This is a genomic window from Rhizobium giardinii bv. giardinii H152 (assembly GCF_000379605.1).
Classification (GTDB): domain Bacteria; phylum Pseudomonadota; class Alphaproteobacteria; order Rhizobiales; family Rhizobiaceae; genus Pararhizobium; species Pararhizobium giardinii.
The window spans coordinates 406981-422554 of sequence record NZ_KB902579.1 but is presented as its reverse complement, the minus strand read 5'-3'; the positions used below and the strand labels follow the sequence as shown (position 1 = coordinate 422554).

The window sequence follows — 15574 nt, the reverse complement described above, 5'->3', positions numbered from 1 at the left end:
TCCTCCCAAGACATCCATAGGTCCCCTCATGTCCGCCACAACCACCGCTGAACACATCGAAAATATCGGCTCCTCCCGAATAGGCCTCGGCTTCTTCGAGTTCGTCATCACCATCGCACTGATGACCGCGAGCGTGGCGATCGCCATCGACATCATGCTGCCGGCCCTGCCCGCCATCGGCCAGTCGCTCAACGTCGCCAACACCAACGACACCCAACTGGTCATCGGCATCTTCTTCCTCGGTTTCGGCTGCTCGCAGATCATCTTCGGCAGCCTGTCTGATACGTTCGGACGGCGCGCGATCCTGCTCGGTGGTCTCGCCTTCTTCACCGTGACGATGCTGGGAGCTGCCGCGACCGAGAGTTTTGAAATGCTCCTCCTCCTGCGATTCGTGCAGGGCATCGGCGCGGCTGCGGTTCGCATCACCACCATGGCGGTGGTGCGCGACTGTTTCGGCGGCCGTGAAATGGCGCGCGTCATGTCCTATGTGATGATCGTCTTCATGATCGTGCCGATCGTTGCCCCTTCGCTGGGACAGGCGGTGATCTACTACGCGAACTGGCACTGGATCTTCATCCTGCTCGGCTGCGTCGGCGCCATCCTCTTCGTCTGGGCGGGCCTGCGGCTGAAGGAATCGCTGCCATCGGACGAACGGCTGCCTCTCTCGATCGCGTCCATCGCGTCCGGATTCCGCACGGTGCTCACCAATCGCGTCACCTGCGGCTACATGATCGGCATGACGCTTTTCACCGCCGTCATCTGCGCCTATATCGTCACCGTCCAGCAGATCTTCGGCGAGGTTTACGGCCTCGGCGACTGGCTGCCGATCGCCTTTGCCGGAACCGCCGGAGGCATTGCAGTTGCCAACTTCGCCAATGGCTATTTCGTCCGCAGCTTCGGCATGCGGCGCATCTCGCATGCAGCAACGATCCTGTTCACGCTGCTGTCTGGCCTGGGGCTGCTGATTTCGCTCGGCGGCAAGCCGGACTTCCTGCTCGCCTACCTGCTGTTTTCCGTCCTGCTGATGATGTTTGCCGTGATCGCCACCAACTTCACGGCGATCGCGCTCGAGCCCATGGGACATCTGGCAGGGACGGCGACCGCGATCACCGGATTCGTCTCGACGACCGGCGGGGCTCTGTTAGGCGGCGCGGTCGGCCAGATGTTCAACGGCACGGTGCAGCCGCTGTTTGCCGGTTTCACCGCTTTCGGAGCGGTAACGATCCTCGCGACACTTTGGGCGGAAAGAGGCAAACTCTTCACGCATCCGGGCGACGATCACGCCGCGCTGGAGGCGGGCGGCGGTCATATGTGATCTCACAGTTACGAACAGGCCCGCTGGACCGATGCCGAGCGGGCCCTTTCGTCTGCATGGCCTTGCCGCCTCAGACGGTAAAGACCTCGCGGCGCAACTCCTGCCAGCAATCCCTGTCGGACGCGACCAGAAGGCCGCCATTCACATGTTCCGGACGATAGGGCGAACCATCGAAGCGCGCGGCATAAGCGCCCGCCTCTTCTGCGATCAGCGTGCCGGCAAGGTGATCCCAGGGCATCAGTTTCTGATACATCAGGAAATGGAAATGCCCGGCGGCGAAGGCGCGGTATTCATGCGCCGCACAGCGATAGCTTGTGGCGATCCGCACCTTGGCCATGTTACCCATGACGATGCGGCGGTTTTCCGCCGAATAAAATCCGGTCGACGCGCAGCCGACGAGGCTTTCGAGCGGCAAAGACGGCGTGACGTTCAACCGCTCCTGCGAACCATCCGCCTTGCAAAGCCAGGCGCCTGCACCTTTTTCGGCGATCACCCAGTCGTTGCCCATCGGGTCGTAGATGAGGCCGGCGACGGTTTCGCCCCTGGCGACCACGGAGGCCATGACGCCGAAAAGCGGCATGCCGGCGGCATAGTTGAAAGTGCCGTCGATCGGATCGACGATCACAGCGAGATCGGCGCCGGCAAGCCGGTCCAGGAGCGCCGGATCGGCGGCAACCGACTCTTCGCCGATGAACAGCGCATCCGGGGCAACCTCGGCCATGCGCGCCTTGATCAGGCGTTCCGCCGCTTCGTCGGCTTCGGTCACAAGGTCGATGGCTTCCGATTTCATCCGCACGTCGCCGATGCCGAGATTGCGGAACTTCGGCAGAATCTCCTTGACCGCAGCCTCCTGCAGGATGTTGGCGATGGCTGCGATATCGATGGCAGATGTCATGCTTTGGGCTCCGCGAACAGGGATTGGAAATCGAACAGTTTCGGATCGAGCAAGTGCGACGGATTAACGTGTCCGAGCGCCCGGAGCATCGTGTCCTTGCGCCCCGGCATACGGCGTTCGATATCGGCCAGCATCGCCTTCATGGCATTGCGCTCCAGCCCGTCCTGCGAGCCGCAGAGATCGCAAGGGATGATCGGAAATTCCATCGCCGCGGCGAATTTGGCGAGATCGTCCTCGGCCGCATAGGCAAGCGGCCTGAGCACCATCAGATCGCCATCGTCGTTCAACAGCTTGGCCGGCATCGAGGCGAGCCTGCCGCCATGGAAGAAATTCATGAAGAAAGTCTCGAGGATATCCTCGCGGTGATGGCCGAGCACCAGCGCGTCGCAGCCTTCCTCGCGGGCGATCCGGTAGAGATTGCCGCGGCGCAGGCGCGAACAGAGCGCGCAATAGGTGCCGCCCGCCGGTACCTTTTCCTTCACGATCGAATAGGTGTCGCGATATTCAATCCGGTGCCGGACGCCGATCGAGGTCAGGTAGTCCGGCAGCACATGCTTGGGGAAATTCGGCTGGCCCTGATCGAGGTTGCAAGCCACGAGTTCGACCGGCAGCAGACCGCGCCATTGCAGGTCCATCAGAAGCGCCAGCAGACTGTAGCTGTCCTTGCCGCCGGAGACGCCGATCAGCCAGCGCTTCTGGCCCTTCAGCATGCCGAAATCCTCGATCGCTTGCCGCACTTGGCGCAAAAGCCGCTTGCGCAGCTTGTTGAACGATACCGACGAGGGCATCTTGGCAAAGATCGGATGCAGCGCGTCGTCAAGGGCCTGATCGGCGCCAACTGAACGCTCTTCGAGATCGGCGCCCAGAGATTGGGTGGAAATATCCATGACAGAGTCCCGGATTGGAAAACACGCGCAGATCAGAGCCGCGCGTGCGCTATGCCCTGCACTTGCCCGTCTCCGCCCACAAGATCAAGGAAAATGCGCGGGCGACCCTGTGAAACTTCCGCAACGGCGATCTCAGCCGCCGAATACGGACCAGCCTGTGCGGCTTGCCAGCATTTCCAGAGCCAGCGAGCCGAGCAGCGAATTGCCGTTGTGATTGAGCCCGGGCGACCAGACCGCGACGGAAGCCTTGCCCGGCGCCGCGACCAGGATGCCGCCGCCGACGCCGCTCTTGCCGGGCAGACCGACGCGATAGGCGAAATCGCCCGAGCCATCATAATGGCCGCAGGTCAGCATCAGCGCATTGATGCGCCGCGCCCTCTGGCGCGAGACGACGGAATGCTGGGTCAGCGGATTGCTGCCGGAGGCGGCAAGGAACAACCCTGCCTTTGCCAGCTGGACGCAACTCATCGCCAGCGCGCACTGATGGAAATAGACGCCGAGAACGTGCTCGACCGGGTGGTCGAGCTTGCCGAAGGAACGCATGAAATTGGCAAGGGCGAAATTGCGATAGCCGGTCGCTGCCTCCGAGCGCGCCACCTCGGCGTCGATGACGATGTCTTCCTCATCGGCGAGGTAGCGGACAAACCGGACGATCTCGCCGATCGCCTCGCGCGGCGTATGGCCCGCCAGAACGAGGTCCGTAATGGCGATCGCACCCGCGTTTATGAAGGGATTGCGCGGAATTCCATGCTCGTGCTCGAGCTGCACGATGGAATTGAACGCGGAACCGGAGGGCTCGCGCCCGACCCTCTTCCAGATATTTTCGCCGTGCTTGCCGAGCGCCAGCGTCAAGGTGAAGACCTTGGAGATACTCTGAATCGAGAAGGGAATCTCGGCGTCACCGGCGCGGTAAACGCTCCCATCGACGGTAACGACCGCCATGCCGAATCGTTTTGGATCGACGCGAGCGAGCTGCGGGATGTAGTCGGCAACCTTGCCTTCGCCCAGCCGCGGTGTCAGCTCGCGGTAGATATCATCGACAATCGACTGCAGGTCCAACGGTTCGGTGCCGGGCATCAGTCATTCTCCGCATCAGTGCAACGCAACAAAAAAGCCACCCATCTCTGAGTGGCTTTTCCGTATTTCACAAGGCCGAGGCCAGAAGAAATTATCGCGAATAGAATTCGACGACGAGGTTCGGTTCCATGACGACCGGGTACGGAACGTCGGTCAGGCCCGGAACGCGAGCGTAGGTCGCAACCATCTTGTTGTGGTCGACTTCGATATAGTCCGGAACGTCACGCTCGGCGAGCTGGACGGCTTCGAGAACCGAAACGAGCTGCTTGGACTTCTCGCGAACTTCGATGACGTCGCCGGCCTTGCAGCGGTAGGAACCGATGTTGACGCGAACGCCGTTGACCTTGACGTGGCCGTGGTTGACGAACTGGCGGGCAGCAAAGACCGTCGGAACGAACTTGGCGCGGTAGACGATCGCGTCGAGACGCGATTCGAGCAGGCCGATCAGGTTCTCCGAGGTATCGCCCTTGCGGCGGTTGGCTTCGTCGTAGATCGCGCGGAACTGCTTCTCGCGGATGTCGCCGTAGTAGCCCTTGAGCTTCTGCTTGGCGCGCAGTTGCACGCCGAAGTCGGAGAGCTTGGACTTGCGGCGCTGGCCGTGCTGGCCCGGGCCGTATTCGCGGCGGTTGACCGGGGACTTCGGGCGACCCCAGATGTTTTCGCCCATACGGCGGTCAATTTTGTACTTGGACGATTCGCGCTTGCTCATCGCATTTCCTTTCAAACGGTTACACCGGTCTGTTGCCAAACCGGATCAAGGAAACACGCCCTCCTCTGAACCTCGTTTTAGAAGCTCTGACAGGTTTCTCTCATTACGCTAATGGAGAAGCCACGGGACATGTCAAATAAAACACCGGGCATTTCGGCCCGGCGTTGAGCGGGTCTTTAGGTAAGTTTCACAAGTTTGTCAACGACCGGCAGAAATAATCCCGCAAATCCGCCCTATTCCGCAGCGCTGCGGCTTCTCGCGTCATCATAGGCTGCGTCGGCAGCGCCGGGTGCCGTTTCCGCCTGCAGGTCCGGAAAAGCCACGATCCGCTTGCCGGAGAGATCGCTGTGAACGACAATCAACCCCTGCTCTTCGAAATAGCCGAGCAGGCGGCGGGCACGTCGCGCGGAATGGGTGCCGTAGGCTCGCGCGATCATCGCGTCCGAGGGACACGGAAGGCCACGGACGGCCGATTGCGCAACAAGCAGGAAGACGCCCTGCAGATCTTCCGTCACCCGTCGCGAAAGTTCCAGCGCGGAAGCCCAGATTTCGGTCGCGGCCGTTTCCGCATCGACGCCCGAGCGCGCAACCGCCATCTTTCGGCGGAACGCGCTGAGTGACAGCGGCGCACCGGGCACGCGTCGAATACGGCAGCGGACGAGAAAATCCTGGAACAGTTCGGCATCAGCGCGAAAGGCGGCTTCCGGGTTTTCGAGGATTTCGGCGAGCAGGCCGTCAAGCAGTGCCTCACGCTCTCCTGCGGGCATTTCCGGCACCGGCGCCCTCGGTTCAATCAAAGCCGTTGGCTCCGGACGCGGCCGCGACAACTCCGCCAGGATATCGGTTGCCGGACGCGGCTGGGCGCTCGGACGGCGGACGATCGGACGGCTCAGTTCTTCCGGGTCCGGCGTGAAGATCAGATCTTCCACATCCGCGACCGCCTCGGGCAACGGCGTCAGTTTCGGGCTGGTGGAGCGGGCCGAGGTCTCGACATTGCCGATCGTCACCGGCAGCGGGCGGCGTGACAGGGCCGGGCCGAGCGCCACGAAGGAGCCACGCTTCAGGTCGCGGAACATTTCGGCCGTGCGTCGGTCCATGCCGAGCAGGTCGGCGGCGCGAGCCATGTCGATATCGAGAAACGTGCGGCCCATCAGGAAATTGGAGGCTTCCGCTGCGACGTTCTTGGCGAGCTTTGCCAGTCGCTGGGTCGCGATAACGCCGGCAAGCCCGCGCTTGCGGCCGCGGCACATCAGGTTGGTCATGGCACCGAGCGAGATCTTGCGCGCTTCCTCCGAGACGTCGCCGGCAACGGACGGCGCAAACATCTGCGCCTCGTCGACGACGACGAGAACCGGATACCAATAGTCTCGGTCGGCATCGAACATCGCATTGAGGAAAATCCCGGCATTGCGCATCTGCTGCTCGATATCGAGCCCTTCGAGCGAGAGCACACAGGAAACACGATGCTGGCGGATACGGGTGGCGATGCCGATCAGTTCGGCTTCCGTCCGCTCGCCCTCGATCACGACATGGCCGAACTTGTCGGCGAGCGTGACGAAATCGCCTTCGGGATCGATGATGCACTGCTGCACCCAGGGGGCCGACTGTTCGAGAAGGCGGCGCAGGAGATGCGATTTGCCTGAGCCTGAGTTGCCCTGCACCAGAAGGCGCGTCGCCAGAAGCTCCTCGATATCGAGCGGAACGGATGCGCCATCGGACGCCGTCCCCATGTCGATGCCGACTTTCATATCCACCTCGTTCCAAATGCCATGCCGGATGCGCCGCCACGAACCCGCAAGCAGGAAGCCTTAGCACCGTTCTCGGAGGTTTTCGCCCCGATGCAACCGAAACCCACAGCTAAGAAAGATTTCGTTTACCGTACGGTAAGTCCGAAGCCCTGCATCAGCCGTCGCGTCGAGAAATCCGGATTGCCCGACGTGAAGACGGCCGGATCGATCCCGTTCAGCGGTTCAAAACCATCGGGCAGCGGCACCAGCCGGCGCGCCTGGCGCGCGATCGCCTCTGCCGGATCGAGCCAGTCCACCGGCCAGGGCGCGAGGCGGCGGAAGACATTGGCCATGAAGGGATAGTGGGTGCAGGCGAGCACGACGATATCGGTCTTGCGGCCCTCCTCTTCGACGAAACATTGTTCGATCTCGGCGAGTACCGCCGCATCACTGATCACCTCGCCGCGGATATAGGCTTCCGCCATCCGCGCCAGATTTTCCGAGCCAACGAGCCGCACATCGCATTGCGAGGCAAACGACTGGATGAGATCGCGCGTATAGGCGCGCTTGACCGTCCCGGGCGTTGCCAGCACGGAAACCAGTCCCGAGCGGGTGCGCTCCGCCGCCGGTTTGATCGCCGGGACGGTGCCGACGAAACGCATGTCCGGAAAGGCGGCGCGCAGATCCGCCCCGACGAGGGTGAATGCGGTATTGCAGGCGATGATGCAGATTTCCGGATCGTGCGCGGCAAGCAACTGCGCGAAGAGTTTGATGATATGCTCCTTCAGGGCCGGCTCTTCCCAGCCACCATAAGGAAAAGCCGCGTCGTCGGCGACATAGATGAAATGCCGCTCCGGCATCAGCACGCGCGCCTCGCGCAGCACGGTGAGCCCGCCGATCCCGCTGTCGAAGACGAGGATGGGCTTCAGCTCAGAGGTCGTCACCGGCATCTTCTACCTTTTTCGCGCGCGAGTTTTCCGGCGCTCCGGCACCGCGCGGCGCCTCGCGGGTGAAGCGATCAAGCGACGAGATGACGCCTCGCACAAGACGAATTTCGGATTCGGTAAAGGCCGGGCGGGTCAGGACAGCGCGCAGATTTTCGACCAATTTCGGCTTTTTGGCGACGGGACGAAAATATCCGCGTGCATCGAGTGCTTCCTCGACGTGATCGAACAGGCCCTGCAGATGTTCCTTCGTCGCCGGCCTCTGCGAGAGCGCCTGAAACGACGTTTCCTCAGGCGAGGCCATGCTCGTCTTCAGCCACTCGTACGACATCAGGAGGACCGCCTGCGCCAGGTTGAGCGAAGCGAAGGCCGGATTGACGGGAAAAGTGACGATCTCGTCGGCGAGCGCGATTTCCTCGTTGGTGAGACCGGTGCGCTCGCGACCGAAAAGAATGCCTGTCGCCTGCCCGGCCGAGAATTTTTGGCGGAGCGTTTCGGCGGCGACAAGCGGAGACCGCACCGGCTTGTAGCCATAGCGATCACGCGCCGTTGTCGCATAGACGAAATTGAGATCGGCGATGGCCTCTTCCGTCGAAGCATAGAGCTTGGCGTTTTCGATGACGTGATCCGCGCGGCTGGCCGCCGATTTCGCCTTTTCGCTCGGCCATCCGTCGCGCGGATTGACGAGGCGCAGCTCGGCAAGGCCGAAATTGGCCATGGCGCGTGCCACCATGCCGATATTCTCGCCAAGCTGCGGATGCACCAGAATGATCGCCGGGCCTTCCGTCAGTAGTTCGCGCTCGCTGTTGGTTCCTGCCATGCCTTCGCCTTTACGTCCGTTGCGGCGCTTCCTTGCACAGTTGGGGCGAATTTGAAAGCCGCACCACCAAGCCGGTTACTGCTCGCCTGCTCCCTGGCTCGCAATGCCCTGCAGTTCCGCCTTCAGCGAGCCCACGCCGTTCGGCCTGACGATATCGTCGATGACCGGATGGCCGGCTTCCTCGATCACGAGGAAATGCAACTCGCTCGGCTTCCAGTCGGCCGCGCGCTCGCCCAGGCAATGGGTGTTGTCGAAGGTCACGGCGACATCGCTTTTGCCCTCCACGTCGGGGCCGGCCGAAACGTTCAGGTCCTTGATCGAGCAACTGTCCTGGCCGCTGACGATAACATCGTAGTCGAAGGGAGAATCGCCCTCGTCATAGGCCGGAAATTTCGCCGCTTCGCGATAGGCCTTGGCAAAATCCTGACTGTAGATGCGTTGAAGGCGCGCCTCGGAAAAATAGTCCTCGCCCGTCTGCGCATCTTCCGCCCAGCCCTTGACCGCTTCCCGCATGATCTCGTTGACGGGGGCTGCCGGATCGGCAGCCACGGCCACGGAGACCGCGCACGAGGCGAGAAGCACCAGTACCAAGCGTTTCATAACTATCTCCACATTCCTGTCGCTGACCGGCGGCCGGCGCCGTCTTGTCACGGTCATAGCCATTTTCCTGGCCTCATGCGAGGCCAGTCTTGCGCGCCACGGCGGGCCCGTTGCGCCTGTCGATGTAGTAACCGGCTAATACCCGGCCGCAAGGCGCACATGGCATTGTTTTTCGCACGCAACACGATGGAGGATGAGATGAGCGGCAAGAAAATTCTGATGATCTGCGGCGACTTTGCCGAAGACTACGAGACCATGGTGCCGTTCCAGGCGCTTCTCGCCGTCGGCCATACCGTCGACGCCGTTTGCCCCGGCAAGGCCGCCGGCGAGCAGATCGCCACGGCCATCCACGATTTCGAGGGAAACCAGACCTATTCGGAAAAGCGGGGCCATAATTTCACGCTGAACGCCACCTTCGCGGACACCAAGGCCGATAGCTACGATGCCCTGGTCATCCCCGGTGGACGGGCGCCGGAATATCTGCGGCTCGATGCGGCCGTGATCGCCATGGTCCGGCATTTCTTCGATGCCGGAAAACCGGTCGCAGCCATCTGCCATGGCGCGCAGATTCTTTCCGCAGCCGGTGTGCTGAAAGGGCGAACCTGCTCGGCCTATCCGGCATGCCGTTTCGATGTCGAACTCGCTGGCGGTCGCTACGCTGATATCCCGGTCGACCAGGCCGTCACCGACGGCAATCTGGTGACGGCGCCCGCCTGGCCTGCCCATCCCGCCTGGATCGGCCAGTTCCTTAAGGTTCTCGGCACCGAGATTCGCCATAGCCCCTCCCTGACGCGCTCGGCGGCCTGACAAGCCTTGTCAGATCGCAGCAAAGGGCGGACACTCCGGGCCTTGATGCCGCTCAGAACGCGCGAAAGCATTTTTGCGCGGCATCATGGCTGACGGAAAGCCCTGGGAGGAATAGATGTGCAGACTATTCATCGGCGCCGATCCGGCGCTGTGGCAGAGTGTGACGCGCTCGGTGCGGATCGACGGCGTGGCGACCAGCATCCGGCTTGAAAGTTTCTTCTGGTCGATCCTCGAAGACATTGGCGAACGCGATGGCATGTCGGTCGGCCGCCTGATCGGACGGCTCTACACGGAATCGCTCGAGGAGGGACATCCGCCTGAAAACTTCACCTCGTTCCTGCGGGTCTGCTGCGGACGTTACCTTGCACTGCAGCTCGACGGACTTGTGCCGACCGCCCGCGACGCGCCGATCGCCTCGCTCGATGCGCCCACCGTCCTGGCGCAAGAGAAACGCGGCTATCCAAAGTCTCCCGAGGGCTATTTCCCAAGGGCTGAACGCGGTCACTAGACGGCCTCCCCGCCCCGCACGAAACGCTAACGAAATCACGCCGCCATGCCTTTGCCTGTCGTGAACTGGATGCTATAGGGGCGCAATCCCGTTTCCATTCCAACCCCATGCAGAGGTTTGCATCATGACAAAGATCAAGGTCGCCAATCCGGTCGTCGAGCTCGACGGCGATGAGATGACCCGCATCATCTGGCAGTTCATCAAGGATAAGCTGATCCATCCATATCTGGATATCGATCTGGAATATTACGACCTCGGCATGGAAAACCGCGACGCCACCGACGATCAGGTGACGATCGATGCGGCCAACGCCATCAAGAAGCACGGCGTCGGCGTCAAGTGCGCGACCATCACCCCTGACGAGGCCCGCGTCGAGGAATTCAAGCTGAAGAAGATGTGGAAGTCGCCGAACGGCACGATCCGCAACATCCTCGGCGGCGTGATCTTCCGCGAGCCGATCATCTGCAAGAACGTACCGCGCCTCGTTCCCGGCTGGACCAAGCCGATCATCGTCGGCCGCCACGCTTTCGGCGACCAGTATCGCGCCACCGACTTCAAGTTCCCCGGCAAGGGCAAGCTCTACATGAAGTTCGTCGGCGACGACGGCAAGGAAATCGAGCACGAAGTTTATGACGCCCCGGCGGCTGGCGTTGCCATGGGCATGTACAACCTCGACGAATCGATCACCGAATTCGCCCGCGCCTCGCTGAATTACGGCCTGCAGCGCAAGGTTCCGGTCTACCTGTCGACCAAGAACACCATCCTCAAGGTCTATGACGGCCGCTTCAAGGACATCTTCCAGAAAGTCTTCGACGAGGAATTTTCCGAAAAGTTCAAGGAACTGAAGATCTGGTACGAACACCGCCTGATCGACGACATGGTCGCTTCGGCGCTCAAGTGGTCCGGCGGCTATGTCTGGGCCTGCAAGAACTATGATGGTGACGTCCAGTCCGACATCGTCGCTCAGGGCTTCGGCTCGCTCGGCCTGATGACCTCGGTCCTGATGACGCCGGACGGCAAGACGGTGGAAGCCGAAGCCGCCCACGGTACCGTCACCCGCCACTACCGCCAGCACCAGAAGGGCGAGGAAACCTCGACCAATTCGATCGCCTCGATCTTCGCCTGGACCCGTGGTCTCGCCCACCGCGCCAAGCTCGACGACAACGCCGAGCTCGCAAGGTTCGCCGATACGCTGGAAAAGGTCTGCGTCGATACCGTCGAAGCCGGCTTCATGACAAAGGACCTGGCACTTCTCATCGGACCCGACCAGCCCTGGCTCTCGACCACCGGCTTCCTCGACAAGATCGACGAGAACCTGCGCAAGGCAATGGCCGCCTGATCGCAGTCGCCAATACCGATTTTGAGAGACCCGGCTCCGTGCCGGGTTTCTTTATTTCGAACCTCAGATTTCGGCGGACTGAGCCTTTTGCGCCCACTCGCCGATCCGATCGACGATATCCGACGCCGGCATCTGAAGCCCCGCCGCGCTCAGGCAGACGCCATTGATGCCCAGTCCGCGGTTTGCCGCACGGGTGTAGCGCACAACGCGCGTAAAGGGCAAAGACTGCTCGGCCTGCGGAGACAGGATCAGTTCGACGATGGGCTGGTTGCGATAGGAGATCAGCCGTGCGGCGATAATGTCTGGCCAGTTGATCGGCGTGGCCGAAATATCCCGCACCAGCAGACCTTCCTTCAGAAATTCGACCGCCGGACGCCCGTCGAAGACCTTGACGAGGATGAGGATGCCGCAAAATCCGAAAAAGACGATGGAGACAAGGCCAATGAAGACCCCAAAGGCACCGGGCCCCTGTTCGGCATAGGTTGTCTTCGCAATGAACGCGCCCAGCGCAACGAAGGCCACTGCACCGAAGAAAAGCAGCAATGTCTTGGTCTTCGATCGATGGATAACCAGTGCGTTGTCGGTCATTGAATCTTTCCCCAACTGCAAGCGGCTCCCAAACCGCCGTTGCCACAAATGCGCGGCACACAGTAAAGTCTAAACCAGCGGCTGCGCAACATCTCCAGTACACGCGTCATCTTTATTTGGAACCTTTTCCGCTCCCGATCGTTCGCGAGGTGAACCTTTCTGCGTGCCGGGCACGCTTCACCTCCCAGAAAAGATCGTGACAGCTGATAAATGACCGTTGCTCCTGACAGACCCCATTCGCATCTTCCGCGCATCGCCCTCGTATCCACCCACGGATACGTCGCCGCCGAACCGCCGCTTGGCGCTGCCGATACCGGTGGCCAGGTGGTCTACGTCATCGAACTTGCCCGCAAACTGGCGCTGCTCGGTCATGAGGTCGATATCTACACGCGCCGCTTCGAGGACCAGCCGGAATTCGACGAAGTCGACGAACGCGTGCGCGTCATCCGCATCCCCTGCGGCGGCAGAGAGTTCATTCCGAAAGAATATCTCTACCAGCACCTGATGGAATGGTGCGAGAATGCCGCGCGCTTCATCCGCCGGAACAATTTCACCTACACGCTGATCAACAGCCATTATTGGGACGCCGGCATAGCCGGCCAGCGCTTGTCGGAAGCGCTTGGCGTCACCCACATCCATACGCCGCATTCGCTCGGCCTCTGGAAGAAACGGCAGATGGAGACGGACTACCCCGACAAGGCGGATACCTTCGAAAAGGAATTCAACTTCTCCGAACGCATCAAGCACGAACTGATCATCTATCGTTCCTGCAGTATGGTGATCGCCACGACGCCGATCCAGGTGGAGATGTTGGTGAACGACTATAACCTGCCGCGCGACCGGGTGCACATGATCCCGCCCGGTTACGATGACAACCGTTTCTTCCCCGTTTCCAAGGCAACGCGCGAAATGGCGCGCCAGCGCTTCGGCTTCGAAGGCAAGGTGGTGATGGCGATGGGAAGGCTCGCGACCAACAAGGGCTACGACCTCTTGATCGACGGATTTTCCGTGCTCGCCGAGCGCGAACCGGACGCGCGGCTTCATCTGGCCGTGGGCGGCGAGAACATGGACGAGCACGAGGCGGGGCTGCTTAGGGAATTGAAAGATCGCGTTGCCTCCCTCGGATTGCAGGACAAGGTCGTCTTCTCCGGCTTCGTGACCGACGAGGATTTGCCGGACTTCTACCGCGCCGCCGATATCTTCGTTCTCTCCAGCCGCTACGAGCCCTTCGGCATGACGGCGATCGAAGCGATGGCCAGTGGCACGCCGACCATCATCACCATCCATGGCGGCCTGTTCCGTGCTGTGAGCTATGGTCGCCACGCCCTGTTTGCCGATCCCTTCGACAAATACGATCTCGGCATCACCATGATGAAACCGCTGAAACATGAGCGGCTCTATGGTCGCCTGTCGCGCATGGGGGCCCACAAGGCACGCAGCCTCTTCACCTGGACCGGGATTGCCCAGCAACTGATCGGGGTCGTGGAAGGCCGTCCGATGCCACAGGCGATGGACGACAACGAATGGGCGGAACCATGGACGGATGGGGATTGAGGCGCGTGCGGCTGCTCTGCAGCGACATAGACGGCACACTGGCAGGCGACCAGGCCGCGGAGGTGCGGTTTTGTGAGGCCTGGCAAAACCTTCCGCAGGAAGATCGGCCATTGCTTGTCGTCAATAGCGGCCGGCTGATCGAGGACCAAAGGGCCTTTGTCGCCACCACGGCCCTGCCCCCGCCGGATGTCTATATCGGCGGCGTCGGGACCATGCTGCACAATGAGAGGGATCCATCCCACGCTAAGCTCTACACCCGCTCTATCGGTGCCGGGTTCGACCGGACGCTGATTGCCGCAGCGCTCGCCGACCTCGCCGATGTCGTCGTCCAGCCGGATGCGTATCAGCACGCCCATAAGTCAAGCTGGTACCTGCGCGACGCCGACACGGCGACGCTGGCGAGCATCGAGGAACGGCTGGCAGCTGCGGGGATACCGGCCCGCTTGGTCTATTCCAGCAACCGCGATCTCGACATTCTGCCGGCGGGCGTCGACAAGGGAGCGGCACTCACCTGGCTCTGCCGCCAGCTTGGACTTTCGCACGACGATGTCGTCGTTGCCGGCGACACCAACAATGATCGCAGCATGTTCGACTTGCCGGGCGTGCGCGGTATCGTCGTCGGCAATGCCCTTCCGGAGTTGCAGGAAATCGCCGCGGAACGGCCGGATATCTATCGCGCCAATGGATTGATGGCGGATGGCGTCGTGGAAGGACTGAGGCACTGGGGTGTTTTCGGCGCGAAAAATCCATGAGCGCCCTGCCCTCCGACAGGATAAGATACGCAGCGCCCGCCTCACGCTCCGGGCGCTGCGATCCGCTCATTTCAGCGGCAGATGGATATCCGTCAGCAGCTCCGTGGGCGCTGCGTCACGCGGATTGTTGATATATTCCTCGAACATCACAGTGTCACGGACTTCGCGGCCGGACTGCGGCAGCCATTCGCCGTAGAGCCAGCGATAGGCCCTGTGCATGTCGGCGTAGGGGCCTTTGTGCCGCAGCACCGCATATTCGCCGCCATCGAGATGCCGGTGTACCAACGGCGCTTCCGCCGGGACATGCTCACCCTCGGTCACGCAGGCAAAGGAGCGCAGCTTGTCTTCCGGCACCAGTTCCGGATCATCGAGATAGACGCCAATCATCTTCATCTCCGGCGCGAAGAGGTGCCGTGCCTGCAGCGTGCCGCCAAGCGTTTCGAAGGCACGGCCGATTGCCATATAGGAGCCTGTGTGACTGACGCCGACCAGTTCGCGGGGCGGCAGGGTTTTCGTCGTTACGTCGTACATGTCGCCAATTCCTTTTTTCGACACCGATTGAAAGATCGTGTGGCTCCCCTCCCTGCGATATCGGGCCGGCGGCATGCCGAACACCGATTTGAAAATCCGGTTGAAGGACTGGAGATTGGGGTAGCCGGTTCGTCTTGCAATCTCTTCGACGGAGAGGTTGGTGCGCACGAGATCGCCGGCGGCCCTGTGCAGCCTGAGCCGCTTGACGGTCGCTGCCAGCGTCTCGCCGTGCACGGCCCGGTAGACCCGATGCCAGTGATGCGGCGACAGGCAGGCGATCGCCGAAAGCCGATCGAGATCGAGCTCCTCGTCCAGATGATCGTGGATATAGGCCGATACCCGATGCAGGCGTTGCTCGTAAACCGCCCAGATGCTGTCTTCCCTCATGTCGATCCTCATGCAAGCCGAACAACGCGACAGAACCATATCGCCGTTTGACAAATCCTGCGGAGTTGGCGCGGGCGATTTGAACACGCGAAAGCATCGGCCAAAGAAAAAACCGGACCTCTCAGCCCGGTTTC

16 protein-coding genes are annotated in these 15574 nt (G+C 61.6%); 6 read left to right on the top strand and 10 right to left on the bottom strand.

Features of this window, described 5'->3' with window-relative positions; translation table 11 throughout:
• Positions 1 to 28: 28 nt before the first annotated feature.
• A complete protein-coding gene (locus tag A3AY_RS0105590) occupies positions 29 to 1315 on the top strand; it encodes a multidrug effflux MFS transporter (protein ID WP_018324708.1) in 1287 nt (428 codons plus the stop codon).
• 70 nt (positions 1316 to 1385) lie between these two features.
• Here the strand turns inward: A3AY_RS0105590 and A3AY_RS0105585 are convergent, their stop codons facing one another.
• The 8 genes from A3AY_RS0105585 to A3AY_RS0105545 form a co-directional block, all read right to left on the bottom strand.
• Positions 1386 to 2210, bottom strand: a complete 825-nt coding sequence (locus A3AY_RS0105585; RefSeq protein ID WP_018324707.1) for an inositol monophosphatase family protein — start codon at positions 2208 to 2210, stop codon at positions 1386 to 1388.
• Positions 2207 to 3097, bottom strand: a complete 891-nt coding sequence (gene ttcA, locus A3AY_RS0105580; RefSeq protein WP_018324706.1) for a tRNA 2-thiocytidine(32) synthetase TtcA — start codon at positions 3095 to 3097, stop codon at positions 2207 to 2209. Before ttcA ends, A3AY_RS0105585 begins: the two co-directional genes overlap by 4 nt.
• 132 nt (positions 3098 to 3229) lie before the next feature.
• Positions 3230 to 4174 carry a glutaminase gene (locus A3AY_RS0105570; RefSeq protein WP_018324704.1) on the bottom strand — a complete coding sequence of 315 codons (945 nt, stop codon included), beginning with the start codon at positions 4172 to 4174 and terminating at the stop codon, positions 3230 to 3232.
• A 91-nt stretch (positions 4175 to 4265) separates the two neighbouring features.
• Positions 4266 to 4883 (bottom strand): 30S ribosomal protein S4, encoded by a 618-nt coding sequence (rpsD, locus tag A3AY_RS0105565; RefSeq protein WP_018324703.1) that lies wholly within the window; start codon positions 4881 to 4883, stop codon positions 4266 to 4268.
• Between the two features lie 233 nt (positions 4884 to 5116).
• The gene (locus A3AY_RS0105560) at positions 5117 to 6631 is read right to left on the bottom strand and encodes a helicase HerA domain-containing protein (RefSeq protein ID WP_018324702.1); all 1515 of its coding nucleotides are present in this window, start codon (positions 6629 to 6631) and stop codon (positions 5117 to 5119) included.
• 125 nt (positions 6632 to 6756) lie between these two features.
• Positions 6757 to 7554, bottom strand: a complete 798-nt coding sequence (murI, locus tag A3AY_RS0105555; RefSeq protein WP_026203143.1) for a glutamate racemase — start codon at positions 7552 to 7554, stop codon at positions 6757 to 6759.
• Complete coding sequence (locus A3AY_RS0105550) at positions 7541 to 8374, bottom strand: RNA methyltransferase (protein ID WP_018324700.1); 834 nt, start codon at positions 8372 to 8374, stop codon at positions 7541 to 7543. The genes murI and A3AY_RS0105550 overlap by 14 nt, the downstream gene beginning before the upstream one ends.
• Before the next feature lie 75 nt (positions 8375 to 8449).
• A complete protein-coding gene (locus A3AY_RS0105545; RefSeq protein ID WP_018324699.1) occupies positions 8450 to 8974 on the bottom strand; it encodes a hypothetical protein in 525 nt (174 codons plus the stop codon).
• A 198-nt stretch (positions 8975 to 9172) separates the two neighbouring features.
• Here A3AY_RS0105545 and A3AY_RS0105540 point away from each other — a divergent pair, with 198 nt between their 5' ends.
• The 3 genes from A3AY_RS0105540 to A3AY_RS0105530 all read left to right on the top strand — a co-directional run bounded on the left by A3AY_RS0105540 (position 9173) and on the right by A3AY_RS0105530 (position 11628).
• Complete coding sequence (locus A3AY_RS0105540) at positions 9173 to 9781, top strand: DJ-1/PfpI family protein (protein WP_026203142.1); 609 nt, start codon at positions 9173 to 9175, stop codon at positions 9779 to 9781.
• Positions 9782 to 9896: 115 nt separating this feature from the next.
• Positions 9897 to 10289: a ribbon-helix-helix domain-containing protein gene (locus tag A3AY_RS0105535; RefSeq protein WP_018324697.1), complete on the top strand. Its 393-nt coding sequence runs from the start codon at positions 9897 to 9899 to the stop codon at positions 10287 to 10289.
• Positions 10290 to 10413: 124 nt separating this feature from the next.
• On the top strand, positions 10414 to 11628 hold the full coding sequence (locus A3AY_RS0105530; RefSeq protein ID WP_018324696.1) for an NADP-dependent isocitrate dehydrogenase: 1215 nt from the start codon (positions 10414 to 10416) through the stop codon (positions 11626 to 11628).
• A 63-nt stretch (positions 11629 to 11691) separates the two neighbouring features.
• On the opposite strand, the gene A3AY_RS0105525 is transcribed toward A3AY_RS0105530, so the two are convergent.
• Positions 11692 to 12216 (bottom strand): STM3941 family protein, encoded by a 525-nt coding sequence (locus tag A3AY_RS0105525; RefSeq protein WP_018324695.1) that lies wholly within the window; start codon positions 12214 to 12216, stop codon positions 11692 to 11694.
• Positions 12217 to 12426: 210 nt separating this feature from the next.
• Between A3AY_RS0105525 and A3AY_RS0105520 the strand changes: the two genes are divergently transcribed.
• Complete coding sequence (locus A3AY_RS0105520) at positions 12427 to 13770, top strand: glycosyltransferase family 4 protein (RefSeq protein WP_018324694.1); 1344 nt, start codon at positions 12427 to 12429, stop codon at positions 13768 to 13770.
• Positions 13740 to 14522 (top strand): HAD-IIB family hydrolase, encoded by a 783-nt coding sequence (locus A3AY_RS0105515; RefSeq protein ID WP_018324693.1) that lies wholly within the window; start codon positions 13740 to 13742, stop codon positions 14520 to 14522. Before A3AY_RS0105520 ends, A3AY_RS0105515 begins: the two co-directional genes overlap by 31 nt.
• 66 nt (positions 14523 to 14588) lie before the next feature.
• Here the strand turns inward: A3AY_RS0105515 and A3AY_RS0105510 are convergent, their stop codons facing one another.
• Positions 14589 to 15440 (bottom strand): AraC family transcriptional regulator, encoded by an 852-nt coding sequence (locus A3AY_RS0105510; RefSeq protein WP_018324692.1) that lies wholly within the window; start codon positions 15438 to 15440, stop codon positions 14589 to 14591.
• Between the last annotated feature and the right edge of the window lie 134 nt (positions 15441 to 15574).

Coding starts and splice junctions, on each gene's coding strand:
- A3AY_RS0105515 (WP_018324693.1), top strand. CDS start 13,740: ATGGGCGGAACCATGGACGGATGGGGATTGAGGCGCGTGCGGCTGCTC.
- A3AY_RS0105590 (WP_018324708.1), top strand. CDS start 29: ATGTCCGCCACAACCACCGCTGAACACATCGAAAATATCGGCTCCTCC.
- A3AY_RS0105520 (WP_018324694.1), top strand. CDS start 12,427: ATGACCGTTGCTCCTGACAGACCCCATTCGCATCTTCCGCGCATCGCC.
- ttcA (WP_018324706.1), bottom strand. CDS start 3,097: ATGGATATTTCCACCCAATCTCTGGGCGCCGATCTCGAAGAGCGTTCA.
- A3AY_RS0105560 (WP_018324702.1), bottom strand. CDS start 6,631: ATGAAAGTCGGCATCGACATGGGGACGGCGTCCGATGGCGCATCCGTT.
- A3AY_RS0105585 (WP_018324707.1), bottom strand. CDS start 2,210: ATGACATCTGCCATCGATATCGCAGCCATCGCCAACATCCTGCAGGAG.
- A3AY_RS0105535 (WP_018324697.1), top strand. CDS start 9,897: ATGTGCAGACTATTCATCGGCGCCGATCCGGCGCTGTGGCAGAGTGTG.
- A3AY_RS0105550 (WP_018324700.1), bottom strand. CDS start 8,374: ATGGCAGGAACCAACAGCGAGCGCGAACTACTGACGGAAGGCCCGGCG.
- A3AY_RS0105545 (WP_018324699.1), bottom strand. CDS start 8,974: ATGAAACGCTTGGTACTGGTGCTTCTCGCCTCGTGCGCGGTCTCCGTG.
- A3AY_RS0105570 (WP_018324704.1), bottom strand. CDS start 4,174: ATGCCCGGCACCGAACCGTTGGACCTGCAGTCGATTGTCGATGATATC.
- A3AY_RS0105525 (WP_018324695.1), bottom strand. CDS start 12,216: ATGACCGACAACGCACTGGTTATCCATCGATCGAAGACCAAGACATTG.
- A3AY_RS0105530 (WP_018324696.1), top strand. CDS start 10,414: ATGACAAAGATCAAGGTCGCCAATCCGGTCGTCGAGCTCGACGGCGAT.
- A3AY_RS0105540 (WP_026203142.1), top strand. CDS start 9,173: ATGAGCGGCAAGAAAATTCTGATGATCTGCGGCGACTTTGCCGAAGAC.
- rpsD (WP_018324703.1), bottom strand. CDS start 4,883: ATGAGCAAGCGCGAATCGTCCAAGTACAAAATTGACCGCCGTATGGGC.
- A3AY_RS0105510 (WP_018324692.1), bottom strand. CDS start 15,440: ATGAGGGAAGACAGCATCTGGGCGGTTTACGAGCAACGCCTGCATCGG.